At 63.8% G+C, this 26,124-nt stretch carries 25 protein-coding genes; 12 read left to right on the plus strand and 13 right to left on the minus strand.

Annotated features, from left to right (window positions below):
* The first annotated feature begins 44 nt into the window (after positions 1–44).
* The 3 genes from phnD to phnE (WDX12_RS04420) all read left to right on the plus strand — a co-directional run bounded on the left by phnD (position 45) and on the right by phnE (WDX12_RS04420) (position 3,414).
* Positions 45–953, plus strand: coding sequence for a phosphonate ABC transporter substrate-binding protein (gene phnD, locus WDX12_RS04410; RefSeq protein ID WP_434724059.1), 909 nt, complete (start codon positions 45–47; stop codon positions 951–953).
* 56 nt (positions 954–1,009) lie between these two features.
* A complete protein-coding gene (gene phnE / locus WDX12_RS04415; RefSeq protein WP_434724060.1) occupies positions 1,010–1,963 on the plus strand; it encodes a phosphonate ABC transporter, permease protein PhnE in 954 nt (317 codons plus the stop codon).
* An 86-nt stretch (positions 1,964–2,049) separates the two neighbouring features.
* Positions 2,050–3,414, plus strand: coding sequence for a phosphonate ABC transporter, permease protein PhnE (gene phnE, locus WDX12_RS04420; RefSeq protein ID WP_434724061.1), 1,365 nt, complete (start codon positions 2,050–2,052; stop codon positions 3,412–3,414).
* Between the two features lie 156 nt (positions 3,415–3,570).
* Here phnE (WDX12_RS04420) and WDX12_RS04425 read toward each other — a convergent pair whose 3' ends face one another.
* The 3 genes from WDX12_RS04425 to WDX12_RS04435 form a co-directional block, all read right to left on the minus strand.
* A complete protein-coding gene (locus WDX12_RS04425; protein ID WP_434724062.1) occupies positions 3,571–4,422 on the minus strand; it encodes a sugar phosphate isomerase/epimerase family protein in 852 nt (283 codons plus the stop codon).
* A gap of 227 nt (positions 4,423–4,649) precedes the next feature.
* Entirely contained in the window at positions 4,650–5,837 is a 1,188-nt protein-coding gene (locus tag WDX12_RS04430; RefSeq protein ID WP_320296955.1) for a Gfo/Idh/MocA family protein, read from the minus strand.
* A 54-nt stretch (positions 5,838–5,891) separates the two neighbouring features.
* Positions 5,892–6,947: a sugar phosphate isomerase/epimerase family protein gene (locus WDX12_RS04435; RefSeq protein WP_434724063.1), complete on the minus strand. Its 1,056-nt coding sequence runs from the start codon at positions 6,945–6,947 to the stop codon at positions 5,892–5,894.
* 400 nt (positions 6,948–7,347) lie between these two features.
* On the opposite strand from WDX12_RS04435, the gene WDX12_RS04440 reads away from it, so the two are divergent.
* Genes WDX12_RS04440 through WDX12_RS04455 form a run of 4 tightly spaced genes read left to right on the plus strand, consistent with a single transcriptional unit; the run spans position 7,348 to position 11,162 of the window.
* Positions 7,348–8,235, plus strand: coding sequence for a sugar phosphate isomerase/epimerase family protein (locus tag WDX12_RS04440; protein ID WP_320230675.1), 888 nt, complete (start codon positions 7,348–7,350; stop codon positions 8,233–8,235).
* A 53-nt stretch (positions 8,236–8,288) separates the two neighbouring features.
* On the plus strand, positions 8,289–9,458 hold the full coding sequence (locus WDX12_RS04445) for a mandelate racemase/muconate lactonizing enzyme family protein (RefSeq protein ID WP_434724064.1): 1,170 nt from the start codon (positions 8,289–8,291) through the stop codon (positions 9,456–9,458).
* Positions 9,459–9,460: 2 nt separating this feature from the next.
* Positions 9,461–10,177 (plus strand): FadR/GntR family transcriptional regulator, encoded by a 717-nt coding sequence (locus WDX12_RS04450; RefSeq protein WP_320216915.1) that lies wholly within the window; start codon positions 9,461–9,463, stop codon positions 10,175–10,177.
* A gap of 4 nt (positions 10,178–10,181) precedes the next feature.
* Positions 10,182–11,162, plus strand: a complete 981-nt coding sequence (locus tag WDX12_RS04455) for a hydroxyacid dehydrogenase (protein WP_434724065.1) — start codon at positions 10,182–10,184, stop codon at positions 11,160–11,162.
* Positions 11,163–11,405: 243 nt separating this feature from the next.
* Here WDX12_RS04455 and WDX12_RS04460 read toward each other — a convergent pair whose 3' ends face one another.
* The gene (locus WDX12_RS04460; RefSeq protein WP_434724066.1) at positions 11,406–12,701 is read right to left on the minus strand and encodes an amidase; all 1,296 of its coding nucleotides are present in this window, start codon (positions 12,699–12,701) and stop codon (positions 11,406–11,408) included.
* 118 nt (positions 12,702–12,819) lie between these two features.
* Here WDX12_RS04460 and WDX12_RS04465 point away from each other — a divergent pair, with 118 nt between their 5' ends.
* Entirely contained in the window at positions 12,820–13,167 is a 348-nt protein-coding gene (locus WDX12_RS04465; protein ID WP_434724067.1) for a GFA family protein, read from the plus strand.
* A 59-nt stretch (positions 13,168–13,226) separates the two neighbouring features.
* Here the strand turns inward: WDX12_RS04465 and WDX12_RS04470 are convergent, their stop codons facing one another.
* Positions 13,227–14,135, minus strand: a complete 909-nt coding sequence (locus WDX12_RS04470; RefSeq protein ID WP_434724068.1) for an SDR family oxidoreductase — start codon at positions 14,133–14,135, stop codon at positions 13,227–13,229.
* A 94-nt stretch (positions 14,136–14,229) separates the two neighbouring features.
* Here WDX12_RS04470 and WDX12_RS04475 point away from each other — a divergent pair, with 94 nt between their 5' ends.
* A complete protein-coding gene (locus WDX12_RS04475; protein WP_434724069.1) occupies positions 14,230–14,808 on the plus strand; it encodes a TetR/AcrR family transcriptional regulator in 579 nt (192 codons plus the stop codon).
* A gap of 308 nt (positions 14,809–15,116) precedes the next feature.
* Positions 15,117–16,199: an Acg family FMN-binding oxidoreductase gene (locus WDX12_RS04480; RefSeq protein WP_434724070.1), complete on the plus strand. Its 1,083-nt coding sequence runs from the start codon at positions 15,117–15,119 to the stop codon at positions 16,197–16,199.
* 135 nt (positions 16,200–16,334) lie between these two features.
* Here the strand turns inward: WDX12_RS04480 and WDX12_RS04485 are convergent, their stop codons facing one another.
* A complete protein-coding gene (locus WDX12_RS04485; protein ID WP_434724071.1) occupies positions 16,335–17,549 on the minus strand; it encodes an MFS transporter in 1,215 nt (404 codons plus the stop codon).
* A 171-nt stretch (positions 17,550–17,720) separates the two neighbouring features.
* On the opposite strand from WDX12_RS04485, the gene WDX12_RS04490 reads away from it, so the two are divergent.
* The gene (locus WDX12_RS04490) at positions 17,721–18,689 is read left to right on the plus strand and encodes an AraC family transcriptional regulator (protein ID WP_320296965.1); all 969 of its coding nucleotides are present in this window, start codon (positions 17,721–17,723) and stop codon (positions 18,687–18,689) included.
* A gap of 99 nt (positions 18,690–18,788) precedes the next feature.
* Complete coding sequence (locus WDX12_RS04495) at positions 18,789–19,220, plus strand: DUF4437 domain-containing protein (RefSeq protein ID WP_434724072.1); 432 nt, start codon at positions 18,789–18,791, stop codon at positions 19,218–19,220.
* A 47-nt stretch (positions 19,221–19,267) separates the two neighbouring features.
* On the opposite strand, the gene WDX12_RS04500 is transcribed toward WDX12_RS04495, so the two are convergent.
* From WDX12_RS04500 to WDX12_RS04530, 7 genes are all read right to left on the minus strand, one after another.
* A complete protein-coding gene (locus WDX12_RS04500) occupies positions 19,268–20,371 on the minus strand; it encodes an ABC transporter ATP-binding protein (protein WP_434724073.1) in 1,104 nt (367 codons plus the stop codon).
* On the minus strand, positions 20,371–21,474 hold the full coding sequence (locus WDX12_RS04505) for an ABC transporter ATP-binding protein (RefSeq protein WP_320296968.1): 1,104 nt from the start codon (positions 21,472–21,474) through the stop codon (positions 20,371–20,373). Before WDX12_RS04505 ends, WDX12_RS04500 begins: the two co-directional genes overlap by 1 nt.
* On the minus strand, positions 21,471–21,692 hold the full coding sequence (locus WDX12_RS04510; protein ID WP_320296969.1) for a hypothetical protein: 222 nt from the start codon (positions 21,690–21,692) through the stop codon (positions 21,471–21,473). Before WDX12_RS04510 ends, WDX12_RS04505 begins: the two co-directional genes overlap by 4 nt.
* Positions 21,689–22,645 carry a carbohydrate ABC transporter permease gene (locus WDX12_RS04515; protein ID WP_320296970.1) on the minus strand — a complete coding sequence of 319 codons (957 nt, stop codon included), beginning with the start codon at positions 22,643–22,645 and terminating at the stop codon, positions 21,689–21,691. Before WDX12_RS04515 ends, WDX12_RS04510 begins: the two co-directional genes overlap by 4 nt.
* Before the next feature lies 1 nt (position 22,646).
* Positions 22,647–23,552: a carbohydrate ABC transporter permease gene (locus WDX12_RS04520; RefSeq protein ID WP_320296971.1), complete on the minus strand. Its 906-nt coding sequence runs from the start codon at positions 23,550–23,552 to the stop codon at positions 22,647–22,649.
* Positions 23,553–23,618: 66 nt separating this feature from the next.
* Positions 23,619–24,935 (minus strand): ABC transporter substrate-binding protein, encoded by a 1,317-nt coding sequence (locus WDX12_RS04525; protein ID WP_434724074.1) that lies wholly within the window; start codon positions 24,933–24,935, stop codon positions 23,619–23,621.
* A gap of 353 nt (positions 24,936–25,288) precedes the next feature.
* Positions 25,289–25,972, minus strand: coding sequence for a TetR/AcrR family transcriptional regulator (locus tag WDX12_RS04530; protein ID WP_434724075.1), 684 nt, complete (start codon positions 25,970–25,972; stop codon positions 25,289–25,291).
* Positions 25,973–26,124: the final 152 nt, after the last annotated feature.

A 26,124-nucleotide genomic window follows, 5' to 3' on the forward strand; every position in this document is an offset into this window, starting at 1 on the left:
GAACGCCGCCGGCGCGCAGCCGGAACAACAGGAGAGAGATCGAAATGTTCAGGAAGATGGTTTTTGGGGCGGTTTCGCTGCTCGCCATGGCGACAAGCGCCGCGCACGCAGCTGACATCAAGGAATTCCGCGTCGGCATCCTCGGCGGCGAGAACGAGACCGACCGCCTGCGCAACTACCAGTGCCTCGCCGACCACCTGAAGTCGGAATTCGGCTTCGAGAAGGTGTCGCTGTTCCCGGCCGCCGACTATGACGGCGTCATCCAGGGCCTGCTCGGCGGCACGCTCGACTTCGCCGAGCTCGGTGCCTCCGGCTATGCCAGCGTCTATCTCAAGGACCCGAAGGCCGTCACCCCGATCCTCACCACCAAGCAGACCGACGGCTCGACCGGCTATTATTCGATCGGCCTGGCGCTGAAGACTTCCGGCATCACCGACATCAAGTCGGCCAAGGGCAAGAAGCTCGGCTACGCCGATCCGGACTCGACCTCGGGTTACCTGATCCCGCTGACCCAGATTCCGAAGGACACCGGTGCTTCGAACGAGACCTACTTTGCCTCGACCCAGTTCAACGGCGGCCATGAGAACAACGTGCTCGCCGTGCGCGACGGCAAGGTCGACGTTGCCGTGGACGATTCCTCGGGCATCGGCGACTTCAAGAACGGCTACACCTCAGGCACTTTCCACAAGGAAGTCGCCAAGGGCGCCGTCGACCCGAACGACTTCGTCGAAGTCTGGCGCTCGGGCCTGATCCCGAACGGCCCGCTGGTCGTGCGCACCGCGCTCGGCGACGACATGACCGCCAAGCTGACCGCCTTCTTCACCGCCCTGCCGGCCAAGGACAAGGCCTGCTTCGAAGGCGTCGAGGGCGGCGATTTCACCGGCTACGTGCCGGTGAAGCCGGACTTCTACAGCGTCATCGTCGAGGCCCGCAAAGCCGCTATCGGCGGCTAACGGCAACAGGAAAAAGGGCGGCGTTCGAAACGCCGCCCTTTTTGCATGTCCACATCATGACATCAGCGACACTCCATTCCGACGCGACAAAGCAACAGGCGGACGCCTGGCGGCGCCAGACCTCGTTGCGCCGCTTCTACACCGCGCTTGGCGTCGGTCTGCTGCTCATCGCCATGTGCGCCACCATGTGGTTCGCCGACGAGGCCAATGCCGGCCATTTCTTCGACCGGCTGCCGCATCTTCTGGATTTCCTGAGCTGGCTGGTCCCGAAGGACTGGAACGACGTCTGGCGCGCGCTGTTCGACATCGCCTCGCCCAACGACAAGGGCACGCAGGAATTCAACTTCCCGCTCGGCCGCGTCTATGTCTGGGGCGGCCTCTACATTCCCGAATATTTCGAGCTGATGCTGACCACGGTGAACGTCGCGCTGGTCTCCACCTTCATCGGCTTCGTCTTCGCCGTTCCGTTCTCCTTCATCGCCGCGCGCAACCTGACGCCGAACCCGATCCTGCGGCTTGTCGTCAAGCGTTTCATGGAATTGCTGCGCGCTTTCCCGGAGATCGTCATCGCCGGCCTGTTCGCGGCCATCGTCTCGATCGGCCCGGTCGCCGCCATCATCGCCATCGGCCTGCATTCGATCGGCGCGCTGGGCAAGCTGTTCTACGAGATCAATGAGAACATCGACATGCGCCCGGAGGAGGGCCTGCGCGCGGTCGGCGCCAACTGGTTCGAGCGCGTGCGCTTCGCCGACCTGCCGCAGGTGCTGCCCAATTTCATGTCCTACACGCTGCTTCGGATCGAGATCAACGTGCGCATCTCGACCATCATGGGCGCGGTCGGTGGCGGCGGCATCGGTGAGGAGCTGAAGCTTTCGATCTCGCGCGGCTTCGGCGCCAAGACGCTGGCGCTGGTGCTCCTGCTCTTCGTCACCATTTTCCTCGTCGACCAGTTCTCCGCCTGGCTGCGCCGCAAGCTCGTCGGCGAGCAGGCTTTCCTGATGAGCGCGTGACCATGATCCCGAACCGAAGGACCGCGTTAGCGAAAAGTGGACGCCGGTTTTCGGACAAGATCATGGTCAGGAGCAAAGAGTAAGCCATGGCAGTGACCGCCTCCGAACTAAGCGCCATCGAAGATCGCCATCCGCTGATATTCCAGCGTCCTGTCTACAAGCGCTTCTGGCCGCTGCTGCTGATCGCCGGCACGGTGCTCTACCTCGCCTATGCCTTGTGGTTCTTCAGCCTGCCGCAGGTGCTGCGCGAGTCGCATTGGGAACGCCTGCCGCTCTTCCTGTCGCAATGGATCAGCTACGACCTGCAGCCGGAATTCCGGCTCGACCAGCCTCAGATCACGCCGAAATATCCGCGCTTCTCGGCGCTCGGCGAGAACCCCGATCCCGACTGGGTGGTCAAAAACCCCGGCGGCACCTTCACGGTTCAGATCGACGGCGACGCGAAATCCGTCACCTTCGACAAGACCAGGGCGACTATCACGGCCAATGGCGTGACCGTGCCGATAACGCTGACCGGCGGCAAGCCGGTGGTCACAGGTCCGGTGCCCGACTGGGTGACCGTCCATGACGACGAGATTGTCGCCAAGATGGGCTTTGCCGGCGAGGTGCGCGTCACCGTTGACCGCGTCAAGGTGCGCAAGCGCTTCCTCGGCTGGGCCAATTTCGTCTTCGACACGCGCTCGCCCTTCTTCGGCAAACCGGCCGGCGAGGTCATCTCGCTGATCGTCTCGGGGCCTGAGCTTCAGCCCGGCACGTCCAACCTCGCCTTGGCCGCCGACAACATCTGGAACAACGCGCAGTGGCAGCACGGCGATGTCTGGACGAAGCTCCTGCAGACCATCGTCATGGCGTTCCTGGGCACGCTGCTCGGCGCCATCGTCGCCTTCCCGCTCGCCTTCTTCGCCGCCCGCAACATCACGCCGAGCGGCGTGCTGAGCCAGGTGCTGAAACGCTTCTTCGACTTCATGCGCTCGGTCGACATGCTGATCTGGGCGCTGTTCTTCACCCGCGCCTTCGGCCCCGGACCGCTGGCCGGCAGCGCCGCGATCTTCTTCACCGAGATCGGCACATTGGGCAAAACCTATTCCGAGGCGCTGGAAAACATCGACGACAAGCCGCGCGAAGGCGTGCTCTCGACCGGCGCCAACGGCATTCTGGTGCAGCGCTACGGCGTGCTGCCGGAAGTGGTGCCGGTCTTCATCAGCCAGACGCTCTATCAGTGGGAATCCAACACCCGCGGCGCGACCATCATCGGCGCCGTCGGCGCCGGCGGCATCGGCCTGAAACTATGGGAAGCGATGCGCACCAATTCGAACTGGGCCAACGTCTTCTACATGGTGCTGCTGACGCTGCTCGTCGTCTTCATCTTCGACAACATCTCGAACTTCCTGCGCCGCAGGCTGAGCCGCACGCTGCATGATTACAACAGGCTGCAGGCCGAGCGGGGTTGATAAGCTCAGCGCACGAGGGTGTACCGAGATTCAGGTCAGGCCGAGTCGAAAATGGTGGCGTTCGAGAACCGGAGCGGAGCGTACTTGAAGTACGTGAGCACCGGAAGCGCAGGAGGCCGCCATTTGCAGGCCGGCCTCACCTGAATATCGGTGCACCTAAGCGGCCTTCTTCCACCGATTCCTGATATGCTTATACCCCTCGCGATAAACCGCCTCCGGGCTTTCCGCGAAATCCCGCCACACCTTGGTCGCCGCCGCCAGGTCCTTCAGCGAGCGTCCGAACGACTCGATGGTCAGCCAGTCGTCATAGCCGCTTTTGCGGATCGCCGCGAAAGTCTCCTTCCAGGGGATGTTGCCGCGCCCCGGCACGCCGCGGTCGTTCTCCGAAATATGGATATGGACGACGTTTCGGCGATGCTTCGTATAGGCGCCGATCGGGTCGGCCTCCTCGATGTTGGCATGAAAAGTATCGTACATCGCCTTGATGTGCGGCCGGTCGATCGCGTCGATGTGCTCCGACAGGTCGGCCATGGTGTTGACGAGATAGCATTCGAAGCGGTTGAGCGCCTCCAGCCCGATGGTCACGCCCCTCTTGCCGGCATGGTCGCCGATGGCGCGCTGCGAGGCGACCGAGCGCTTCTTTTCGGCGGAAGTCGGCCCGCTGCCGGAGAAGGCGCCGAGCGTCGAATGCAGCGGCCCGCTGAGCCGGTCCGCGCCGAGGGCTGCGCTGCAGTCGATCGCCCATTTCATGTAGTCGATGCCGGCCCTACGCGTCGCGGCGTCCGGCGAGATCAAATTCATCGCCGGATCGCCCATGGCCGAGACCGCGGTTCGCTCCAGGCCGATGCGGTCGAGCATCTCGCCGAGCTTTTTGTAGTCGTCGGGCACCCCGACGAAGACCGGTATCTCGACGCCGTCGAAGCCGGTCGCCTTGATGTCCTTCAGCAGCGCCTCGTGCTTCTTCGAGACGCTGGTGGTCCACAAGAACATACACATGCCGATTTTCATCGACACCCCTCCCCGCTTGCGACCAGCCATTTGCGCTGGCGGGCCGCACTCCCCCTCATCCGGCCGCTTCGCGGCCACCTTCTCCCCGGTGGGGAGAAGAGGTTGTCGTCGGCGCCGGCGCCCCCTCCTCTCCCCGCCGGGGAGAGGTCGGATTGCCCCGAATTGCGTTTCCAATTCGGCTGGCAATCCGGGTGAGGGGGACTCCCCTCAGGCGACGCGCACGACCCCTAAAGTTTCGTCCACGCCCCATTCTTCTTCGACGACTTCACGCAGGCCTCGATGAAGGCCATGCCCTCGACACCGTCCGCGATCGTCGGGAAGACCACATCCTTGGTCGGCTTGCCGCCCTTCCGGCGCGCGGCGCGGATGGCCCGGGCGGCCTCCTGGTAGATGTTGGCAAAACCCTCGAGATAGCCTTCCGGATGGCCGGACGGCACGCGGCTGACGCGCGCCGCGACCGGCATCGCGCCGGCGCCGGCCCGGGTGAGCAGCTGCTTCGGCTGACCGAACGGCGTGTACCAGAGATAGTTCGGATCGGCCTGCACCCATTCCAGCCCGCCCCTGGAGCCGTAGACACGCAGCTTCAGCCCGTTCTCGTGGCCTGGCGCCACCTGGCTCGCCCAGATCATGCCCTTGGCCGGATGCTTGTTGCCGACCGGCTTGAAGCGCAGCATGACGTTGACATTGTCGTCGAGCTGGCGGCCCGGCACGAAGGCGTCGAGATCGGCCGACAAGGAATCCAGCTCCAGCCCGGACACGAAGCGGGCAAGATTATAGGCATGCGTGCCGATGTCGCCCAGCGCGCCGCCGGCGCCGGCTTGCTTGGGATCGGAGCGCCAGGAGGCCTGCTTCTGGCCGGTCGCGGCGAGATCCTCGGTCAGCCAGTCCTGCGGATATTCCGACTGCACGATGCGGATGTCGCCGAGCTGGCCCTTGGCCACCATCTCGCGCGCCTGCCGGATCATCGGATAGGCGGTGTAATTGTGGGTGAGCACGAACACCTTGCCGGTCTTCTCGACCAGCGCCGCGAGTTTCTTCGCCTCGGCCAGCGAGGTCGCCAGCGGCTTGTCGCAGATGACGTGGATGCCCGCCTCGAGGAAGGCCTTGGCCGCCGGCACATGCACATTGTTGGGCGTGACGATCGCCACCGCCTCGATGCCGTCCGGACGCTTGGCTTCGGCCTTGGCCATCTCGGCATAGGAGCCGTAGCTGCGCGCGGGATCGAGTCCGAGTTCTTCGGCCGATGCCTTGGCCCGCGCTGGATCCGACGACAGCGCGCCGGCCACCAGCACGAAATCGTTGTCCATGCGCGCCGCGATGCGATGCACCGCGCCGATGAAGGCGCCCTGCCCGCCGCCGACCATGCCGTAGCGGATCGGGCCGCCTCCCGCTTCCGACTTCGATGCGCCGACCATGCCTGTCTCCCTCGTGTCTTGGATGTACCTCCCTCGGCGGGAGGCGAAGTCGTGTCAAATCCCCATCATCGCCCGCAGCAGCTTCTTGTCCGTTGTACCGGCGGCGAAATCGTCGAAGGCCTTCTCCGTCACCCGGATGATATGGTGCTGGATGAAGGGTGCGCCTTCAGCGGCGCCGTCCTCGGGATGTTTCAGGCAGCACTCCCATTCCAGCACCGCCCAGGAATCGTAATTGTACTGGGTGAGCTTGGAAAAGATGCCGCTGAAATCCACCTGTCCGTCGCCCAGCGAACGGAAGCGGCCCGCCCGGTTCACCCAACCCTGGTAGCCCGAATAGACGCCTTGCCGCCCGGTCGGATTGAACTCGGCGTCCTTGACGTGGAATGCCTTGATCCGCTCGTGATAGATGTCGATGAACTCGAGATAGTCGAGCTGCTGCAACAGGAAATGCGACGGGTCGTAGTTGATGTTGCAGCGCTTGTGGCCGCCGACCGCGTCGAGGAACATCTCGAAGGTCGCTCCGTCGAACACATCCTCCGAAGGATGGATCTCGTAGCCGACATCGACGCCGTTTTCCTCATAGACATCGAGGATCGGCTTCCATCGTTTGCCGAGTTCGCCGAAGGCTTCCTCGATCAGCCCCGCCGGCCGTTGCGGGAAGGGATAGAGGTAAGGGAACGCCAATGAGCCGGTGAAAGATACCGAGGCATTCAGCCCGAGATTGCGCGATGCCTTGGCGCCGAACTTCATCTGTTCGACGGCCCATTCCTGCCGCGCCTTGGGATTGTTGTGCACCGATGGCGGCGCGAAGCCATCCATCTGCGCGTCATAGGCTGGATGCACAGCCACCAACTGGCCCTGCAGATGCGTCGACAATTCCGTGATCTCGACGCCAGCCTCGGCGCAGATGCCTTTCACCTCGTCGCAATAGGCCTTCGACGACGCCGCCTTCTTGAGGTCGAACAGGCGTCCGTCCCAGGTCGGGATCTGCACGCCCTTGTAGCCCAGACCTGCCGCCCATTTGGTGATCGAAGCGAGCGAATTGAACGGCGCGGCGTCGCCCGCGAACTGCGCCAGAAACAGGCCGGGGCCCTTCATCGTCGTCGGCATCGGCATCCTCCCTCTTCGTTTTCACGACCAAGCATAGCGCCGATTGGAGCGAGGACCAGTCTGTTTGGTCAATCTCACCGGCGTCTACGCACTGCGTCATTCTGGTATTACCAAATCCAATGGGTCGGTCAAGCGGTCGAAAACCCCTGGGAAGGCGCCACCTTACGGCTCACGAGGGGAAATTATCTTATTAAATCACGTAATTACACGGCCGGCCCGGCCTCCGGCGGCCACTTCTTGCCGCGCATGAAAATTTGCTGTAGAGGTCATGGTGAACCCAATTGGTCGAACCAGTTTCGAGGAAAAATGCTGGCAGTGCCTTGGGGAGGAATCATGCGACCGCTTCGGTCGGAGGCGTCGCGGGGTAAATGTGACTGGCGAATTCTGGGAAGGATAGACCATGCATCTTTCGACGCACAATTGGATGCGGGCGGAGCCACTGGAGGTGACGCTCAAGCGCATCAAGAAATTCGGCTACGAATCGATCGAGATTTCCGGTGAGCCCGAGCAGTACAAGACCAAGGAGACGCGCGCGCTGCTCAAGGAGCACGGCATCCGTTGTTGGGGTTCGGTGACGCTGATGCTGGGCGAGCGCAACCTCGCCGCCAAGGACCAGGGCCAGCGCGAGCGTTCGGTCAAATATGTCAAGGACGTGCTCACCATGGTGAGCGAACTCGACGGCGAGATCATCACGCTGGTGCCCGCGACCGTCGGCAAGGTCGTGCCGGACGGCACCGAGGCGGAGGAATGGGGCTGGGTGGTCGACGCCACGCGCGAGTGTTTCACCCATGCCAAGAAGGTCGGCGTCAGGATCGCCGTCGAGCCGCTCAACCGCTTCGAGACCTATCTCTTCAACCGCGGCGCCCAGGCGCTGGCGCTCGCCGATGCGGTGAGCCCCGAATGCGGCGTCTGCCTCGATGCCTACCATATCCACATGGAGGAATTTAACGTCTATGACGCGATCCGTCAGGTCGGAAAGCGCCTGTTCGACTTCCATGTCGCCGACAACAACCGCTTCGCCGCCGGCCTTGGCCAGATCGACTGGCCGAAGATCGTGCGCACGCTGAAGGAAGTCGGCTATGACGGCGCGCTGACCAACGAATTCGTCGCGCCCGTCGACCGCACGCCGGCCGCGCCCTATCCGGAGATGGTCGAGCGCAATCCGGTCGACATCTCGCCCGAGCAGCTCAAATTCATCCAGGACCACGGCTCCAGCGTGCTCACGGAGAAATTCTACACCGACCAGATGCGCATCACCGCTGAAACGCTGCTGCCGCTGATCAAGTAGACCTCCGATTGAAATCCTTCCGCCCGGCGGGGCGGAGGGGCCGAAGGGAACACATGCGCATCAAAAGCGTCCAAGCCTGGTGGGTTCGTATCCCGATCGAAGTCGCGAAGCAGCATCGCAGCGACTTCGGTCAGGTGACGACGTTCGACGCCGCCATTCTGCGCATCGAGACCGGTGACGGCGTGGTCGGCTGGGGCGAGGGCAAGAACGCCGCCGGCAGCGCCGGCAGCTATGGCGCGCTCGTGCATATGCTGAACCACGAGGTCGGCCCGCAGCTCATCGGCCGCGATCCGGCCGATATCGGCATCATCTGGGAAATGCTCTACAACGGCGTGCGGCATGAGACGGCGGCGCATGCCGGCCATGCCATGCCGCAGCTGGCGCGGCGCGGCATGAGCGTGGCGGCGATCAGCGCCGTCGATATCGCGCTCTGGGATATTCTCGGCAAGTCGCTGGGGCAGCCGGTGTGGCGGCTGCTCGGCGGCCGCAAGGTCGAGCGCATGCAGGCCTATGCCTCGGGCGGCTGGGCTGCCGCCGACGCGATCGGCGAACAGTTGCAATCCTACATCGCCAAGGGCGGCTTCAAGGCGCTGAAGATGCGCGTCGGCGCCATGGACGGCGCCCCGCATGTTTCGGCCGCACGCGTGCGCGCCGCAAGGCAGGCGATCGGCCCGGATGTCGAGCTGATGGTCGACGCGCATGGCACCTACACCGTCGCCGAGGCCAAGCGCTTCATCAAGCTCACCGCCGATCTCGACCTTGCCTGGTTCGAGGAACCGGTGATCGCCGACGACAAGGCGGGCATGGCCGAAGTGCGCGCCTCCGGCTCTACGCCGATCGCCACCGGCGAAAGCGAGGCGACGCGCTACGCCTTCCGCGATCTGGCGGTGCTGAAATCCGCCGACATCTTCCAGCCGGATCCGGCGTTTTGCGGCGGCATCAGCGAGGCGATGAAGATCGGCACCATCGCCAGCGCCTTCAACCTGCGCTTCGCGCCGCATCTGTGGGCCGGCGCGCCCTGCTTCTTTGCCGGGCTGCACGTGTGTGCCGCATCGCCCGCCTCCTTCATCATCGAATATTCGCTCGGCGCCAATCCAATGATCCACGACCTTGTCGAGGAGACTGTCGAAGCGAAGGACGGTATGATAGCGATCCCTGAAAAGCCTGGATTGGGATTCACCATCTCCGAGCGATTCCTGGAGGCGCACGCGCAACGTATTTGACGATGAAAGAAAAGAACCTTCTCGCGGAACTCGCCGCTTATCTCTTCTCCAACTCGGACAAGGAGTCCGGCCGCACGCCTTCGGAGCGCGAGCTGGCGGAACATTTCGGCGTCAGCCGCGGCCAGATCCGCGAAGCGCTCGCCATCCTGGAAGCCATGCGCATCGTCGAGCGGCGCGCCAAGTCCGGCATCTACATCGACACCAAGCAGGCGAGTGTCGAGGCGCTGGCCCTGTTCGCGCGCGCGGGCCTGCCGCTCGATCCGGTGCAGATCTACGAGACGGTCGAATTGCGCAAGATCCACGAGATCAAGGCGGCCGAGCTTGCCTGCTCGCGCGCCACGGAAGAGAACTTCGAACGCCTGCGCGAGATCCTGAAAGCCTCGGAAGAGCGCATCGCCGCCGGCGAAGGCCTCGCCAAAGAGGACCGCGAGTTCCACCTCGAGATCGTGCGCGCCACCAAGAACAGCGTCTTCCACAACATCTGCAGCGTCTATTACCTGATGGGCGAGCAGCGCCTGCCGATCTATTTCAACGATCCCGAACGCAGCGTGCGCTCGCATGCCGAGCATATCCAGATCTACGAGGCGCTGTTGCGCCGCGACGGCAATCTCGCCCAAGCCCTGATGAATGCTCATTTGCAGGGCGCCGAGAGCTACTGGAAGGGGATCATCGAAGGCCGCGGAATGGAGCCGAAAGGCGCGGCGCTCGAGAAAGCTTGAGCTCATGCGCAAGATCCTGTCGACGCATCCGCTGCATCCTCGCGCCACGGCCATGCTGGCCGGCGCCGGCCAGCTTGTGGTCGCTTCCGCGCTCGATCCCAGGACGCTGACCGCTGAGGCCCGGGACGCCGACATCATCATCGTGCGCGCGCTGCTGCCGCCGGGGCTGTTTGCCGGTGCTTTGAGCCTGCGCGCCGCGATCCGCCACGGCGCCGGGCTGGACATGATCCCGGTCGAAGCCGCGACCGCCGCCGGCGTGCTGGTGGCCAACGTGCCCGCTGTCAATGCCCGCTCGGTCGCCGAGCATGTGATGTTCACCGCCCTCGCGCTGCTGCGGTGCTTCCGTGTGATGGACCGCGACCTGCGCGCCAAGGGCTGGCTTGCCGGGCGCGAGCATGCCAATTCGACCAGCGAGCTTTCCGGCAAGACGATCGGCATTGTCGGCCTCGGCGCGGTCGGCCAGGCCGTCGGCCATATCGCCGCGCACGGCTTCGACCTCAATGTCGTGGCAACCACGCGAAGCCTGCGCCCGGCGCCCGAGCGCGTCGGCTTCCTGTCGATCGACGCGCTGGTCGAGCAGAGCGATATCATCGTGCTCTGCTGCCCGCTGACCGAGGAGACGCGCGGCCTGATCAGCCGCGAGCGCATCGCCCGCATGAAACCCAATGCGCTTCTGATCAATGTCTCGCGCGGCCCGGTGGTGGACGACGAGGCGCTGATCGAAGCCTTGCGAGAAGGCCGCATTGGCGGCGCCGCGCTCGACGTCTTTTCCACGCAGCCGCTGCCGCCGAACCATCCCTATTTCGGCTTCGACAACGTCATCGTCACTCCGCATATGGCCGGCATCACCGAGGAATCGATGATGCGCATGGGCGTCGGCGCCGCCGGCGAGGCGCTGCTGGTGCTGGCCGGCAAACTGCCGGTCAACCTGCGCAATCCGGAAGTTATCGAGCACTACCGGCGACGCTTTCCGGTCAACGGTTAGAGCAATTCCAGGAAAAGTGTGAGCGGTTTTCCGTCCGGAATTGCATAAAAACAAAGGGATAGAGCGGTTCGCCGTTTCCGTGAAACGGTGAAACGCTCTAGTACCAGCGACCATCGCGACGGTGCAGCCAGAGATGACAGAGGGACAGCGCCCGCTCTGTCCGGCAGGCCAGAGGGGGGCGCGAAGGAACGCAACGGCAAATTTCGCTGACGCCAATTTGCCTCGGTTTGCGGCGCGCCTCTCTCAACGGCCAAGCAGCGTCTCGACCGCGGCGGCAATGCGCAGCAGCCGGTGATCATCTCCATGCTTGCCCACCAGCATCAATCCGGCCGGCAGCTTGGTGCCGGGCATCGGCAGCGAGATCGCGCAGAGGTCGAACTGGTTGCCGACCTGCGTGTTGCGCAAGAGCAGCCCTTCCGTGCTGTCGCGCAGCGCTTCGTCGCCGGCCATGGCAGCAATGGAGGGCGCGACCATCGGCACGGTCGGCAATGCCAGCACATCGACCGCCTCCAGCCGCTCCGCCATGGCCGCCACAAGCTCGCCGCGACGGCGGATCGTGCGGATATAGGCTGAGGCGGGAATGGCCAGCGCGCGCGACAATGGCCCGGTGACATGCGGATCGACTGGCACGGACGTGTCGCTCTTCAGCCAGTCGGCATGCACTTCGGCGCCTTCCATGGAGGCGATCGTGCCACGCCTGGTGGCAAGGCGCATCTCCGCGATGAGATCGTCGATGGACAAGTCGGCGGCACGGGCGCCGGCCTGGCTGATCCTGTCGATGCAGGTCTCGAAAGCTCCGGCGACCTCGGCTTGCGTGTCGCCGAACAGCACGCCCCGCGGTATGCCGACGCGCAGGCCGGCGAGCGTGATCGGCTGAAGGACTGCAGGCTCTTGCCCCGCCATGATCGCATCGGCGATCGCGCAATCGGCGACGCTGCGGGCAAGCGGGCCGATCGAATCCAATGTCATCGACAGCGGAAAGGCGCCGGCCAAGGGCACGCGCCGCGCCGTCGGCTTGAAGCCGACGACGCCGTTCAGCGCAGCCGGGATGCGGACCGAACCGCCGGTGTCCGAACCGATCGAAATCTCGCTCGTGCCTTCGCCGACCGCCACGCCCGCGCCCGATGACGAGCCGCCCGGGATGAGGCTGGGATCGGCCGCATTGCCCGGCGTGCCGTAATGAAGATTGTCGCCGATCGCGGTGAAGGCGAACTCGGTCATGTTCGTCTTGCCGAGGATGACGGCGCCGGCCTGGCGCAGCCTCTGCACGATCGCCGCGTCCCGCGTCGCCGGCACGGCGCCGGCGCGGATCAGCGACCCGGCTGTCGTCGGCTCGCCGGCGACATCGAACAGGTCCTTGACCGAAACGACCCGACCGTCGAGCGGCCCAAGGCCGATGCCGGCCTTGCGGCGGGCATCGGATGCGTCGGCCGCCGCTCGCGCGGCCCCGGCATAGAGCTTCGTATAGACCTTCTCGTTACCCGCGCGATTGGCAAGACGTGACAGGATGATTTCAAGACGGTCGCGGATGGATTGCATTTTCGATGTCGGGCCTTGCAAAGTTGCAACGTCTTTTAGGCACGGCCTGATGTTGGGCCGGCAAAGAGATAACCCCGCAAGCGTGCCTTTGCACCCTGCCAGCGATGGGAAGATGCTGATGCTGTACAAAGGCAGCTGCCACTGCGGCAAGGTGGCGTTCGAGGTCGAGGGCGAGCTCGGCATGGCCGTGCGCTGCAACTGCTCGATCTGCCGGCGCAAGGGCGCGCTGTTGTGGGCCGTGCCGCATGAGACGCTCAATCTGGTTGCCTGGGGCGACGACCTCGGCCGCTACACCTTCGGCAAGGCTCAAATCGCGCATCGCTTCTGCCGCACCTGCGGCATCCATCCGTTTGCCGAGGATGTCAGTCAGGGCAGCGAGCGATCCGCCTATGTCAACATCAACTGCCTGGACGATGTTGACCTGACCGCGATCGAAGTCTTCGAGTTCGACGGCCGCTCGGCCTGAAGCTTTGTTTTTACGCAATTCCGGACGGAAAACCGCTACGCACTTTTCCTGGAATTTCTCTATCGGTAGCCGGTCGCATCGGCCGGCTTGCCAGCGTCCTGGACTTCCGGGACATAGCGCCAGGCGTCGGGGCGCGATCCATCGAGGTCGGTGAACCCATACATTTGCGCCAGCCCACCGCTGGACAGCGACTGGCCGTTCCAGCGTGAGCGCTGCGGGTCCGAGGCAAGTGCCACGACAGCGCGGCCGACGAAACGCGGCGTCTCGGATATGACGAAATGCGGCACATTGGCTGTGGCGTCGCGCCAGTTTTCTTCTCGCACGCCGAATGCCTCCAGCATCATCTCCGAGCGCAGCCAGCCCGGCGTCAGCGAGATGGACGTCGCGCCATGCTTTTCGAGGTCCTTGGCATGCGCCCATGCCATGCGGTTCACCGCCACCTTGGCGAGATCGTAGAACGGCGATAGCCGGTAGTGGTCGGCATTGTATTCGGCGGTGCCGTCGGTGACCTCGACAAGCAACCCGCCTGGACGCTCGATCATCAGCGGCAACGCGTGATGCGCGGTGATCAGGTGCGTGTCGATCCCAAGCCGCAGCAGCCGCAGGCCGTTGTCCAGATTGTGCTCCCAGACGGACTTGTTCCATTCGAACAGCTTTTCACCGCCCCAGACGTCATTGACCAGGATATCGAGGCGGCCCTGCTCCGTGCGGATACGCGCGACAAGCTTCTGCACCTCTTTGGAGATCAGATGGTCGACCTGCACGGCAATACCCTTGCCGCCTTGCGCGGTAACCAGCTCGGCCGTCTCCTCGATGGTCTCGGGGCGCTGATAGTCCGATTGCAGGGTGCGCGTCGTACGGCCCGTGACATAGACGGTGGCGCCGGCAGCGCCCAGCTCGACCGCAATTCCGCGGCCCGCGCCGCGCGTCGCGCCGGCGACGAGAGCGACTTTCCCTTGAAGCGTCATTGAGACCTCCGAACTTGAACTCAGCACAACGAGGGTTGGCGTTTGCCGCGATCCTCATTTATAAATGATCATTCGTTTATAAATGAGAGTCAAGATGACCCGGCCAAAAACCCAGTCCGACGAGCAGGTTCTGGAAGCCGCGTACCGGCTGATGCATGCCGACGGCCCGGAAGCGTTGACCTTCGAAAGGCTGGCGCGAGCCAGTGGCCTTTCAGGCTCGACGCTGGTGCAGCGCTTCAAGAACAAGGCGCTACTGAAGCAGCGCACCCTGCTCTATGCCTGGGATGGGCTCGACCGAAAGACCGAGGAGGTGGCGAGCTCCGTCCCCAGGACGCCGGCCGGCGCCGTCGAGCTGCTGGTCGCTCTCTCGAGCGGCTATGGCGACATCGAGTCCTATGCCGAAGGTTTGCTCGTCCTGCGCGAGGATCTGCGCGATCCGATGCTCAGGGTGCGCGGCGCCGCCTGGAAGGCCGCACTCGGCAGGATGCTCGCCGATTGTTTCGCCGGCGTCCGCGGCATTCCGGACGACATCGGCCTGCTGATGGCAACTCACTGGCAGGGCTCGCTGCTGTGGTGGAGCTTCGATCCCGATGACATGGACCTTACTGCCTATGTCGAGCACAGTCTGATGCGCTTCCTATCCGCCACGACAACGTTGGCTCGAAACCCTTGAAAGTTCCGCCGGAGAACGATGTGGAGTTAACTATCCCGCCTGAATCGGCCCAATGGTAAAGGTCGTCGGGTCCACGGGCATCACCGCGCCATTATAGGCGAAGGTGCTCACCACGCCGGCATGGTCGACCTGCAGGTCGCCAGCTGGCCGAGTGCGGAAGTCAGGGTAAAGATCGATCTTCCAAATCAGTCGGGGGGGGATTCGGGACCGTAATGTAGCCGCCTGGTCAGCGAGATGACGTTGACGAAGATCAAAAGACAATTTTCCGATCGGCGGTATCTTCCCTAAAGCTTATCCGAGAGGGCGCGATGAACAGGCGAACGATGCTCGTGGGCGCAGGCGCCGCGCTTGTCGCGGCCGGCGCCGGTGCCGCCGCCTGGCGATCAGCGGTCGGGTCCATGGCCGAATATGAAGCTTTCGCCGCCGGATTGCGCGACCGCCTGACGCCCGATCTTGAGGCCGTGGTCCGTTATGCAACCCTGGCGGCCAATAGCCACAATACGCAGCCCTGGCGGTTCCAGCTTGAAGGGCATGCAATCGAGATCCGGCCCGACCTTCAGAGGCGGACTCCGGTCGTCGACCCCGACGACCATCATCTCTATGTCAGCCTGGGATGCGCCGCGGCCAATCTCACGCTCGCCGCGGCGGCAACTGGCCGTACCGGCGAGGCTTCGCTTACGGCTGACGACAACGGAATCCGTTACAATTACCTTATGGGCGCGCCGAAAGCGGACCCGTTGACCGACGCCATTCCGAAACGCCAATCGACTCGTGCCGAATATGATGGCCGCGCCACCGCCGCGGCGGATCTCGCCGAGCTTGAGCGGGCAGCAGCGATACCGGGTGTGAGCCTGGCGCTCATCACGGATCGGACGCGGATGAAGCAGGTGCGGGATCTTGTCATTGCCGGCAATGAAGACCAGATGAACGACCCCGCATTCATGCATGAGCTGAAGCAGTGGATACGCTTCAACCCACGCAGCGCGACGGCAAGCGGAGACGGGCTCTTCTCAGCCGCTAGCGGCAGCCCGGTGCTGCCGACCAGCCTGGGCCGGATCGCCCTGGATCGGCTGTTTAGCATCGCTCAGGAGAATCAGAAGTACGCCCGTCAGATCGACTCATCAGCCGGGGTGGCGATCTTCTTTGGCGAGCGGCCGGACCACGATCACTGGATCAGGGTCGGCCAGGCATGCCAGCGCTTCGCTTTGGCCGCGACGAGCCTGGGACTCAAGATCGCCTTCATCAATCAGCCTGTCGAGGTCGCCCGCCTGCGCGCGGACCTCGCGGCGATCGTCGGCGAGACCCGCAGGCCGGATATTGTAATGCGCTTCGGATATGGGCCTGCCTTGCCGTTTTCGCCAAGGAGGCCGGTGGCTTCGGTCATTACATGATGGCGTGGAGGGCTGACATGGCCGGAGGCGGTTGATCCTTCAGCCATGTTGCCGACACCTCCCACCAGGCGGGCACGGCGCATCGGCCGGAGCCTGAAGGCCTGGGTCGATGCGGCAGAAATGGTCCCGACCAGGCTAATCAGCCTGCTTCGGCCCCATCAGGAAGGTCACCAGCGCCGCGAGCAAGGTCGCCACGCCGCCATAGGCGAAGGCGCTCGCCACACCCGCATGATCGACCAGCAGGCCGCCGACGATGGCGCCGAGCGCGATCGCCACCTGGAAGGTCGCGACCATCAAGCCGCCGGCGCTCTCGGCCTGATCGGGCGCGGCGCGCACCAGCCAGGTCTGCAGACCGACGGGCACGGCGCCGAAGGCAAAGCCCCAGGCGGTGACTGCGACTGCAGCCGTTATCGGCGAAGCGCCAAACACGAGCAGCGTCGCCGCCGACAGGGCGATCAGCAGCGGCGCCAGGCCCACGGCCATCTTAAGGTTGCGCTCGGCCAGGAACGCGCCGGCGAAATTGCCGAAGAAGCCGCCGATGCCATAGGCAAGCAGCACCAGCGAGATCGTCTCGATCGGCATCGCCGGAACCGTCTCCAGGAACGGCCGCACATAGGTGAAGCCGCCGAACTGTCCGGACGCAACCAGCAGCACGACCAGCAGCGCGACGCGGATCATCGGCCGCTTCAACACGGCGAGCAGGGTGCGGAAGCTTGCAACGGTTGTGGGCGGCAGGCTGGGCAGGGTGGCGAGCTGCGCCAGCAGCGCCAGCGCGCCGACGACCGCCGCGATCATGAAGGCGGTTCGCCAGCCCCAGATATCGCCGACATAGGCGCCGACCGGGGCGGCGGTGACGGTAGCAACCGAGACGCCGGTCAGGATGATCGACATGGCGCGCGGCATCAGCCGCATCGGCACCAACCGCAGCGCCATCGCCGCCGACATCGACCAGAAACCGCCGAGCGCAACGCCCAGCACGACGCGGGCAAGAAGCAGCATGGTGAGCGAGGACGCGAAGGCGGCGACGAGGTTGGAGATGATCAGCAGGACCGAGAGGCTCCACATCACCAGCCGGCGGTCGAGCCACTTGGTGACGATCGCCATGGTCGGCGCCGCGATCGCGCCGACGACGGCCGTCGCCGTCACCGCCTGGCCGGCGGCGCCTTCGCTGACGCCAAGGTCCTGCGCCAGCCGCGTCAACAGGCTGGCGGGCAGGAATTCGGCAGTCACCAGACCGAAAACGCCGAGCGCCAGCGAGACCACCGCGCCCCATGCCGGCTCTGTTCGCTCCTCGGCTTCGCTTCCGTCGAGATCGGCGGCGTCGACGACGCCCGTGGCGGGTTCGGTCATGGCAAAATCTCCGATCTGTTTGCGGCGCCACGTAGGAGATGACCCGATCGGACTCCACCCGATACATGCCGGCAGGCGGCTGTGTCAGTTCGATCTGGTTGCGGCGCAATATTTGGCTGCAGTGCAACATAGGGAGTGACTGGCTGGAGTTTCCATGCTAGAAACGCCGAAATGAATTACAATTCGTCCAAAACCATTCTGCAGGCTTCCGGCGACCCGCTGACCGACATGCTGCGCGGCCTGCGCCTCGACGGCGTCGATTACGGCCGCTGCGTGCTGGGCGAGCCCTGGGCCGTTTCCTTCCCCGCGCAGAAGGCTGCGCGCTTCCATTTCATCGGACAGCAGGGCTGCTGGCTGTTTACGCCGGCGAAGGAATGGACCCAACTCTCCGTCGGAGACGCGCTGCTGATCCCGCGCGGCGACGCGCACGTGCTCGCGAGCGCGCCCGGCGTGCCTCCGGTGCCGATCGGCCGCTACACGATCGAGCCGGTCTGCGAGAACATCTACGACGTCTCGAATGGCTGCGACGGCAGCAAGACCTTGCTGTTTTGCGGCTCGATGCACTTCAACCTCGACGGCTCGCATCCGCTGCTGGAGATGATGCCCGACCTGATGCAGGCGCATAAGCTGATGGCGAACGCGCCCGGCATCCAGCATCTGCTCGACGCGATGGCCGGCGAGGTGACGATGGACCGCGTCGGCTCCGGCGGCATCCTGGCCCGTCTGGCCGACGTGCTCGCCGCCACCATCATCCGCTCCTGGGTGGAGAATGGCTGCGGCGACGCCACCGGATGGATCGCCGCCGTGCGCAATCCGGATGTCGGCAAGGTGCTTGCCGCCATCCATCTGCAGCCGGAGCGCGACTGGACGGTGGAGGCGCTGGCCAGGATGATGGGCGCCTCGCGCTCCGCCTTCGCGCAGCGCTTCGCCACCGTGGTCGGCGAGACGCCGGCCAAATATGTGCTGCGCGTGCGCATGCACCAGGCCCGGCAATGGCTAGGCCGCGACGGCATGCGGGTTTCGGTGGCGGCGTCGAGGCTGGGCTACGATTCGGAAGCCTCCTTCAGCCGCGCCTTCAAGCGGGTGATGGGCGTCGCGCCGAGTCATTTCCGTCACGCCGGCGCCGACGAACAATCCTGATCGCCAGCTGCAGGGCTGGAGGAATTGCCAAGTCTTTTGGACACCGTGTCATTCCCCGTCAGTCGAGACGGCATAAGCTCAAGGGCGGAGGAAACCGCCATGCCCAACCATCTCGCACCGTTTGCGCTTGCCGCACTTGCCGTCTTGCCGAGCCCGGCTTTGGCGCTCGAAGACAGCTACCTGCCCGCCGACAAGATCCCTTACGCCGTCGAAGCGCCGGGCCAGCCGCAGCGCCTCGGCGCGTTATGGGGCGAACGGGCGAAAGGACCGGCCGGCACGCTGCTGAAGGTCCCCGGCAACTGGCGCGCGCCTGTCCATGCCCACACCGCCGATTACCGCGCGATTGTCATCAAAGGCCTCTGGGCGCACTGGCAGATGCAGGGCGGCGAAGCCACAAAGGTCGAGTTGCCGCCCGGCTCCTACTGGACCCAGAAGGCCGACGAGATGCATGACGATGCCTGCCTGTCGGACACCGAATGCGTGATCCTGTTGATCAACGACACGCCTTACGAGACCTATCTGCCGAAATAGCGCAAGCACCGACCGGCGAAATCTCTGTGGGCGAAGCGGCGGCCTCGTCAGCTAGCGTGCCTCAGGCTGACGCCGCTGCCCTTGTCGAACAGCATCACCTTGTCCGGGTTCCAGGCAAAGCGCACCGGCTGCTCGATTGTCACATCGGTCCTGGCAGGCACGGTTGCCCGCAGCATCGTGTCGCCGACCCTGAGCGTCAGGATCTTCTCCACGCCATGGTTCTCGACATCGTGGACGCGTGCCTCGACCGGCGCGCCGCTCTCCAGGTAGACGTCCTCCGGACGGATGCCGAAGACGAGTGGCCGACCGTCGGTCGCGCCACTCGTCCTGCCCCCGCCAAAAGTCTTGGCCCCAGGTGACAGCGGCAGTTCGAAATTCACCGGCGCCATCACCGCGCGGTCGTCGACCAGCCTGCCGTCGATGAGGTTCATCGGCGGTGAACCGACGAAGCTCGCGACATAGGTGTCGCGCGGATTGTTGTAGATCTCATGCGGCGTGCCGATCTGGACGATGCGGCCATGGTTGAGCACGCCGACCTTGTCGCCCATCGACATGGCTTCGATCTGGTCATGCGTGACGAACAGGAATGTGGCACCGAGCTGCATCTGCAGGTTCTTCAGCTCCGTGCGCAGCGCCTCGCGCAGCTTGGCGTCGAGCGCCGACAGCGGCTCGTCCATCAGGAACACGCGCGGCTTGCGCACGATGGCGCGGCCGATCGAGACGCGCTGCATCTCGCCGCCGGAAAGCCGGTCGGTCTTGCGGTCGAGCAGATGTTCGATCCTGAGCGTGCGGGCCGCGCGCGCGACGCGGTCCTTGATCTCGGCATCCGGCAGCCGGCGGATCTTCGGCTTCAGCGGAAATTCGAGGTTCTGCCTGACCGTGTAGCGCGGATAGAGCGAATATTGCTGCAGCACCAGCGCCACGTCGCGTTCGGCCGCGCCCCAGTCGGCGACGTCGACGCCGTCGATTAGAACCTGGCCGTCGGTCGGCTTATCCAGTCCGGCGATCAGGCGTAGCGTCGTCGTCTTGCCGGCGCCGGTCTCGCCGAGCAGCACGAAGAACTCGCCGTCGGCTATGTCGAGGTTCAGACCCGTGAGCGCGGTGTGGCTGCCGAATTTCTTGGTGATGTTCTTCAGTTCGATATGGGCCATTACAGCCTTACTCCCAGCGACTTACCGCTTGCGGTGTCGAAAAAATGCGCCTGCTCGGGATCGATGCGGACATGGACTTTCTCACCGGGGCCCGAGACGTAGCCTGCCTTGGTGCGGGCGCGCAGCATCTTGGAGCCGACCTTGAGGTCGACGATGTCGAAGGAACCCAGCGGCTCGATGATATTCGCCTCGACCGGCACGTAGCCGGGCGCTGCGTCGCGGCGGACGAGCACGCCCTCCGGTCGGATGCCGAGCGTCAAGCCACCGTTGGAATGCCCGTTGAGCCTGGACAGGAGTTCGCGCGGAAATTCGAAACCCGACGGCGCACCGCCGATGGTGACGGTTGCTGCACCGGCCTGATCCGCGACGCTGGCCTCGGCGATATTCATCACCGGACTGCCGACAAATTGCGCTACGAACAGGTTGGCCGGGTGCGAATAGACATCGTCCGGCGTGCCGACCTGCTGGATGAAGCCTTCATGCATGATGACGATGCGGTCGGCCAGGCTCATCGCTTCGATCTGGTCGTGCGTGACGTAGATCGTGGTCGAGCCTTGCTTGACGTGCAGGCGCTTGATCTCGGCGCGCATCTCTTCACGCAGCTTGGCGTCGAGCGCGCCGATCGGCTCGTCCATCAGCATCGCCTTCGGCCGCCGCACCAACGCTCGGCCGATCGCCACCCGCTGCATGTCGCCGCCCGAGAGCGCAGACGGCCTCTTGTCGAGCAGATCGGTGATGCGAAGAACCCTGGCGATCTCTCTCACCGAGGTGTCGACCTCGCCGCTGCTCATGCGCGTGGCGCGCAGTGGAAAGGCGATGTTCTCGAAGACGGTCATGTGCGGGTAGAGCGAAAAGGACTGGAACACCATGGCGATGTCGCGGTCGGCGGCCTTGAGGTGCTGCACCGGCTTGCCGTCGATCAGGATGTCGCCCTGGTCGATCGTCTCCAGCCCTGCCACCGCGCGCAGCGTCGTGGTCTTGCCGCAGCCCGACTGTCCAAGCAGCACGATGAACTCATTGTCGGCGATGGCGAGGTTCAAATTATGGATGACCTGGACGGCACCAAAGAATTTCTCGATGCCGCGAAGTTCGATCTGCGTCACTGCCGGGCTCCCTCATGCATCGCGGCGCCGGTTTCCTCGCTCTGCTCCGGTGCAATCTTGGACGTGATGTTGAAGCCGATCAGCCCGACCAGGATGATCGTCACACCGTATGAATGCAGGCTGAGGCTCCATGGCTGGCAGAGCGCTACGATGCCCAGCACCATGAGGATTTGCGAGGCCGGCAGCAGGTACTTCTCGTTGATGGCGCGAAAACTCATTTGCGGATTGCTCCGAACGTCACGCCGCGAAGCAGATGGTTGCGCAGCAGGAAGGTGAAGATCGCGACTGGCAACAGGAACAGGAAAGTACCCGCCGCGATCGTGGTCCAGTCCGGCAGGCCGGAGCCGATCTGCGACGGGATGAAGGGCGGCGCCGTCTGGGCGCGCCGGTTGGTCATGATCAGCGCGAAGGCGTATTCGTTCCACGCGGTGATGAAGCAGAACACGGCGGTGGCGGCGATGCCGGTCGCCGCTTCCGGCAGCACGATCTTGAAGAAGGCCTGCATGCGTGTGTAGCCGTCGACGAGCGCCGCCTCCTCATATTCCTTCGGGATCTCGTCCATGAAGCCCTTCATCAGCCAGACCGAGAACGAAAGATTGAAGGCGACGTAGAGGATGATCAGGCCGATATGCGAGTCGTTGAGGCCGACCATCCGGTACATCAGGAACATCGGAATGGCGACCACCACCGGCGGCAGCATGCGGGTCGACAGGATGAAGAAAAGGAGGTCTGCCTCGCCCTTCACCTTGAAGCGTGAGAAGCCGTAGGCGGTGAAGGTTCCCATGCCCACCGCGAGCACCGTGCTGATCACAGCCACGATCAGGCTGTTCATGAACCGGTCGGGATATTGCGAAAGCTGCACGTCCTTGCCGACCTTGAGCACCCGCTCGCCGCCGTCATAGATGCGTTTTTCCCACCAGGGCGCGGCATCGTAGACTTGCGGATCGACGGCCTTCTGCATCTGCACGCGCTTGGTGAAGAGCCGCACGAACGGCGTCACCTCCGGCTCGAACAGCACGGTGGGCGGCACGCTGACGGCGAGCTCCTTCGGCTTGAACGCCGTCGAGGCGATCCAGTAGATCGGCGCCAGGAAGATCAGCGTCGCGATCAGCACCGCGGCGATGGCGATGCGGTTGAATGCGACCTCGGAAGAAGTGCGGACGGCGGCCATGTCAGCGCTCCTTCACCTTGTTGAGATACTTCACGTAGAGGTTGGTGATGGCCAGCACCATGATCAACACGATGTAGGCCAGCGCGCAGGACTTGCCCGTATCCCACTGCTGGAAGGCCTGCTTGTAGAGCCGGATCGCGATCAGTTCGGCGGTTGGCTGGGTCGTCATCGTGTAGGCGATGTCAAAGGTCTTGAAGGCTTCCATGGTGCGGAAGATCAATGCGATCAAAAGGATCGGCGAGACCAGCGGCAAGGTGATGCGGGTGAACGTGTACCACCAGCCGGCGCGGTCGATCGCGGCCGCCTCGTAGAGATGCTGCGGCACGGCCGACAGGCCGGCGAGCGACAGCAGCATGACGAAAGGCGACCACATCCAGATGTCGGTGATCGCGACCGCGTAGAGCGCGCTGTCGGGATTGGAGAGCCAGGCGAAGTCGCCAAGGCCGAAGACATAGTTGATCGGACCCCAGGACGGGCTGTAGAGCAACTGCCAGAAGAGGCCGACGACCGCCGCCGACATCATCATCGGCAACAGCAAAAGCGTGGTGATCAGCCCCTTCATCGGAAAGCTGCGGTTGAGCAGAAGCGCAAGGCCGAAGCCGACGATCATCTGTCCCGCTACCGAAACGATGACGTATTTCGCCGTGATGATGAAGTTCGACCAGATATGGTCATCGCTGAGCAGCTCGCGGTAGTTCTGCAAGCCGACGAACTGCCAGGCATCGCCCCGGTTTGCGGCGAAGTTCGTGAACGAATAGCCCAGCGAATAGATCAACGGGAAGATGTTGAAGACGATCAGGAAAACCAGCGTCGGGATGATGAACAGGTTGCGGATGGTCAGATCGGACCAGCCGCGCGCGGCGGCCCTGGAGGCCGGATCAAGATTGGTGAGGGCTACCGAAGCCAACGAATGTCTCCCTGAAAACAGGAATGCCGGAGGGGAAACCCTCCTCCGGCATTCTGACTGCGGTGCTTACTTGTAACGATTGTACTTGGTGAACGTCGCCTTCCAGTCGGCGGCGGTCTTGTCGAGCGCTTCCTGGGCGGTGCCCTTGCCGCCAACCACGAACGGATAGATGTTCTGGTTCAGCTGATCGAGCACTTCGGCATATTCAGGCGTTGCCCAGAAGTCCTTGACCATGAACATCGTGTCGTAGAACGCCTTGTTGTATGGCGTGGCGTTCTGGAAGGCTTCCGACTTCAGCACGGCCTGGCTGCAGGTGTAGCCGCCGAGGTCGGCCCACTTCTTCTGGGTCTCGTCCTTGATGAACCACTCGAGGAACTTCATCGCCTCGTCCTTGTTCTTCGAGTACGAGATGACGGAGATGCCCTGGCCGCCGAGAGCGGCGAAGCGCTTGCCGTCCGGCCCGGCCGGGTTGGCGAAGAAGCCGGTGACGTCGGCATAGGGGTTGGTGGCCTTGTTCACCAGCGGCGGGAAGAAGGCGAAGAAGTTCATGCTCATCGCGGCGAGACCGCCGGTGATCGCCTGGTTGTCCTCTACGAAGAAGGTCTTGCCCCAGCCCGGAGGCGTGAACTTGTAGAGTTCCTTGTACATGTCGAGGCCGGCAGCGGCCTCTTTCGAATTGATGACGCCGTCGACCTTGTAGGTTGCGTAGTCGCCGAGATCGCCGCCATAGCTGAATATGGCGCTCTCGACGCCCATCGCCATCGCGTCATAGGAATTGTCGGTGTAGATGGCGATGCCGTATTTCTTCTGGTCCGGACGGTAGAAGAACTCGGCGATGTCGCGCAACTGCGCGTAGGTCTTCGGAATGTCGAGGTCGTAGCCGTATTTCGCCTTGAAGGCTTCCTTCTCCTTCGGGTCCTCGAACCAGTCCTTGCGATAGGACCAGCCGATCGCATCGCCCTCCAGCGGGATCGCCCAATACTTGCCGGAACCGCCGGGGTATTCGGCATAATATTTGATGGTCGCGGGCGCCATCACGTCATTGAGCTTGTGCTTGTTGAAGAAGTCGGTGAGGTCGACATAGTGACCCTGCGTCGAACCGGCGCCGAGCCATTGCGAGTCGCCGACCACCAGGTCGTAGGCGTCGCCATGCGCGTTGAATTCGGTGAAGGCCTTGGTCTGGAAGTCGGGCCATGGCGTGGTCTGCACCGTGACCTTCACGCCGGTTTCGGCCGTGTATTCGTTGACGAGTTCCTGCAGATAGTTCGCCGGATCCCATTCCGCCCAGAAGATGGTGAGTTCCTTGTCCTGCGCGCGGACGGATGTCCCGCAGGCAAGCGCCAGCCCGATACCAGCAATCACGCTGGTCACTATCTTGCGCATAGTTTTCCTCCCTTGTGCGCATTCTACCGCGTCATGTGGACCGGCAACGAAGCCGGCCCTGGTAGTTCCACCTGTGATGGCACCTCTCCGGTTCCGGGCCTCCTCGCCCTGCCGGAAATGGATCTCGGCCTTCACTATTTGATCCGCTTTATCGGTCTTGATCTGGTATTACCAATTCCAGCTTGGCGTCAAGCGCTTTCTTGTGCGGCCGGCAGCAGCCGAAAAAGCGAAGCATTACGATATCTGCCTGTTTTCCCTTACTTTTCCTACTATTTGATACGCAGGACCCTTGCCATGGACTGCCCACTGCAATTAACATTCCGAACCGTCGTCGCAATCTGGTCGAACCAGATTTAGGCCATCGTCGCCCTGGACACTGCCGATTTCGCCTCCGATTCCGCCATCGCGGCACGCACCAGCGCGCCCGCCGCCCATTGCGCGACCGACATCATCTCGGCGCTGTCCAGCCCCCATATATCCTTCAGCACCGTGACCACCTCGACGCCGAACACCAGCGACAGCGCCTGGGCCAGGCGCTTGAACTGGCGCGGCTTCAAGCGGCCCTTGAGCGGCGCGATCGCATCCTTCAGCAAGTCGACGCGATGGCCGCGCTTGAAGGCTGGTTCCGATCCGAGCGTGCCCGCCTCGCGCCGCGCCCATTGATCGAGCGACAGCTTGAGCGCCGCCTTGAACGTCGCCTCGAAGGCTTCGATGCGGGGCATCGCGGTGGCGAACAGATCCGACACCCGCCGCTCGGCATCGTCGGACGCCGACTTCCAGGTGAGGATTGGGCCGAGCCCTTCGTCGACTACGGCCTGCACCAGCACCGCCTGGCTCGGGAAATAGCGGTAGGCGGTTGCGCGCGACACCTCCGCCGCCTCCGCGACCTCGCTGACCGAAGGGGTCATGCCGGACTGCATCAATCTCGTCGCCGTTTCCAGCATCAGCCGCCTGGTGCGGGCGCGCGGCCCCTTCTCGACGGCCGGCGCCTGGGCGGCATCGTCGGCGGAGACAGCTTGTTGACGTGAGACATCCATATCAATACGATACGCGCGTCTCAAAAATTTGCAATGGCGCAATGCCGGGCAATAATGAGGTCCCCACCAGCGACGAGGCTTTGCCGAGGAGCTTAAGGGTGGGGCAAAAATTGACCCCCACCAGCGACGAGGCTTTCGCCGAGGAGCTTAAG

Origin of the sequence: Mesorhizobium sp. RIZ17, assembly GCF_051127865.1 — a bacterium.
GTDB classification, from domain to species: Bacteria; Pseudomonadota; Alphaproteobacteria; order Rhizobiales; family Rhizobiaceae; genus Mesorhizobium; species Mesorhizobium humile.

Coding starts and splice junctions, on each gene's coding strand:
- phnD (WP_434724059.1), top strand. CDS start 45: ATGTTCAGGAAGATGGTTTTTGGGGCGGTTTCGCTGCTCGCCATGGCG.
- phnE (WP_434724060.1), top strand. CDS start 1,010: ATGACATCAGCGACACTCCATTCCGACGCGACAAAGCAACAGGCGGAC.
- phnE (WP_434724061.1), top strand. CDS start 2,050: ATGGCAGTGACCGCCTCCGAACTAAGCGCCATCGAAGATCGCCATCCG.
- WDX12_RS04425 (WP_434724062.1), bottom strand. CDS start 4,422: ATGAAAATCGGCATGTGTATGTTCTTGTGGACCACCAGCGTCTCGAAG.
- WDX12_RS04430 (WP_320296955.1), bottom strand. CDS start 5,837: ATGGTCGGCGCATCGAAGTCGGAAGCGGGAGGCGGCCCGATCCGCTAC.
- WDX12_RS04435 (WP_434724063.1), bottom strand. CDS start 6,947: ATGCCGACGACGATGAAGGGCCCCGGCCTGTTTCTGGCGCAGTTCGCG.
- WDX12_RS04440 (WP_320230675.1), top strand. CDS start 7,348: ATGCATCTTTCGACGCACAATTGGATGCGGGCGGAGCCACTGGAGGTG.
- WDX12_RS04445 (WP_434724064.1), top strand. CDS start 8,289: ATGCGCATCAAAAGCGTCCAAGCCTGGTGGGTTCGTATCCCGATCGAA.
- WDX12_RS04450 (WP_320216915.1), top strand. CDS start 9,461: ATGAAAGAAAAGAACCTTCTCGCGGAACTCGCCGCTTATCTCTTCTCC.
- WDX12_RS04455 (WP_434724065.1), top strand. CDS start 10,182: ATGCGCAAGATCCTGTCGACGCATCCGCTGCATCCTCGCGCCACGGCC.
- WDX12_RS04460 (WP_434724066.1), bottom strand. CDS start 12,701: ATGCAATCCATCCGCGACCGTCTTGAAATCATCCTGTCACGTCTTGCC.
- WDX12_RS04465 (WP_434724067.1), top strand. CDS start 12,820: ATGCTGTACAAAGGCAGCTGCCACTGCGGCAAGGTGGCGTTCGAGGTC.
- WDX12_RS04470 (WP_434724068.1), bottom strand. CDS start 14,135: ATGACGCTTCAAGGGAAAGTCGCTCTCGTCGCCGGCGCGACGCGCGGC.
- WDX12_RS04475 (WP_434724069.1), top strand. CDS start 14,230: ATGACCCGGCCAAAAACCCAGTCCGACGAGCAGGTTCTGGAAGCCGCG.
- WDX12_RS04480 (WP_434724070.1), top strand. CDS start 15,117: ATGAACAGGCGAACGATGCTCGTGGGCGCAGGCGCCGCGCTTGTCGCG.
- WDX12_RS04485 (WP_434724071.1), bottom strand. CDS start 17,549: ATGACCGAACCCGCCACGGGCGTCGTCGACGCCGCCGATCTCGACGGA.
- WDX12_RS04490 (WP_320296965.1), top strand. CDS start 17,721: ATGAATTACAATTCGTCCAAAACCATTCTGCAGGCTTCCGGCGACCCG.
- WDX12_RS04495 (WP_434724072.1), top strand. CDS start 18,789: ATGCCCAACCATCTCGCACCGTTTGCGCTTGCCGCACTTGCCGTCTTG.
- WDX12_RS04500 (WP_434724073.1), bottom strand. CDS start 20,371: ATGGCCCATATCGAACTGAAGAACATCACCAAGAAATTCGGCAGCCAC.
- WDX12_RS04510 (WP_320296969.1), bottom strand. CDS start 21,692: ATGAGTTTTCGCGCCATCAACGAGAAGTACCTGCTGCCGGCCTCGCAA.
- WDX12_RS04515 (WP_320296970.1), bottom strand. CDS start 22,645: ATGGCCGCCGTCCGCACTTCTTCCGAGGTCGCATTCAACCGCATCGCC.
- WDX12_RS04525 (WP_434724074.1), bottom strand. CDS start 24,935: ATGCGCAAGATAGTGACCAGCGTGATTGCTGGTATCGGGCTGGCGCTT.
- WDX12_RS04530 (WP_434724075.1), bottom strand. CDS start 25,972: ATGGATGTCTCACGTCAACAAGCTGTCTCCGCCGACGATGCCGCCCAG.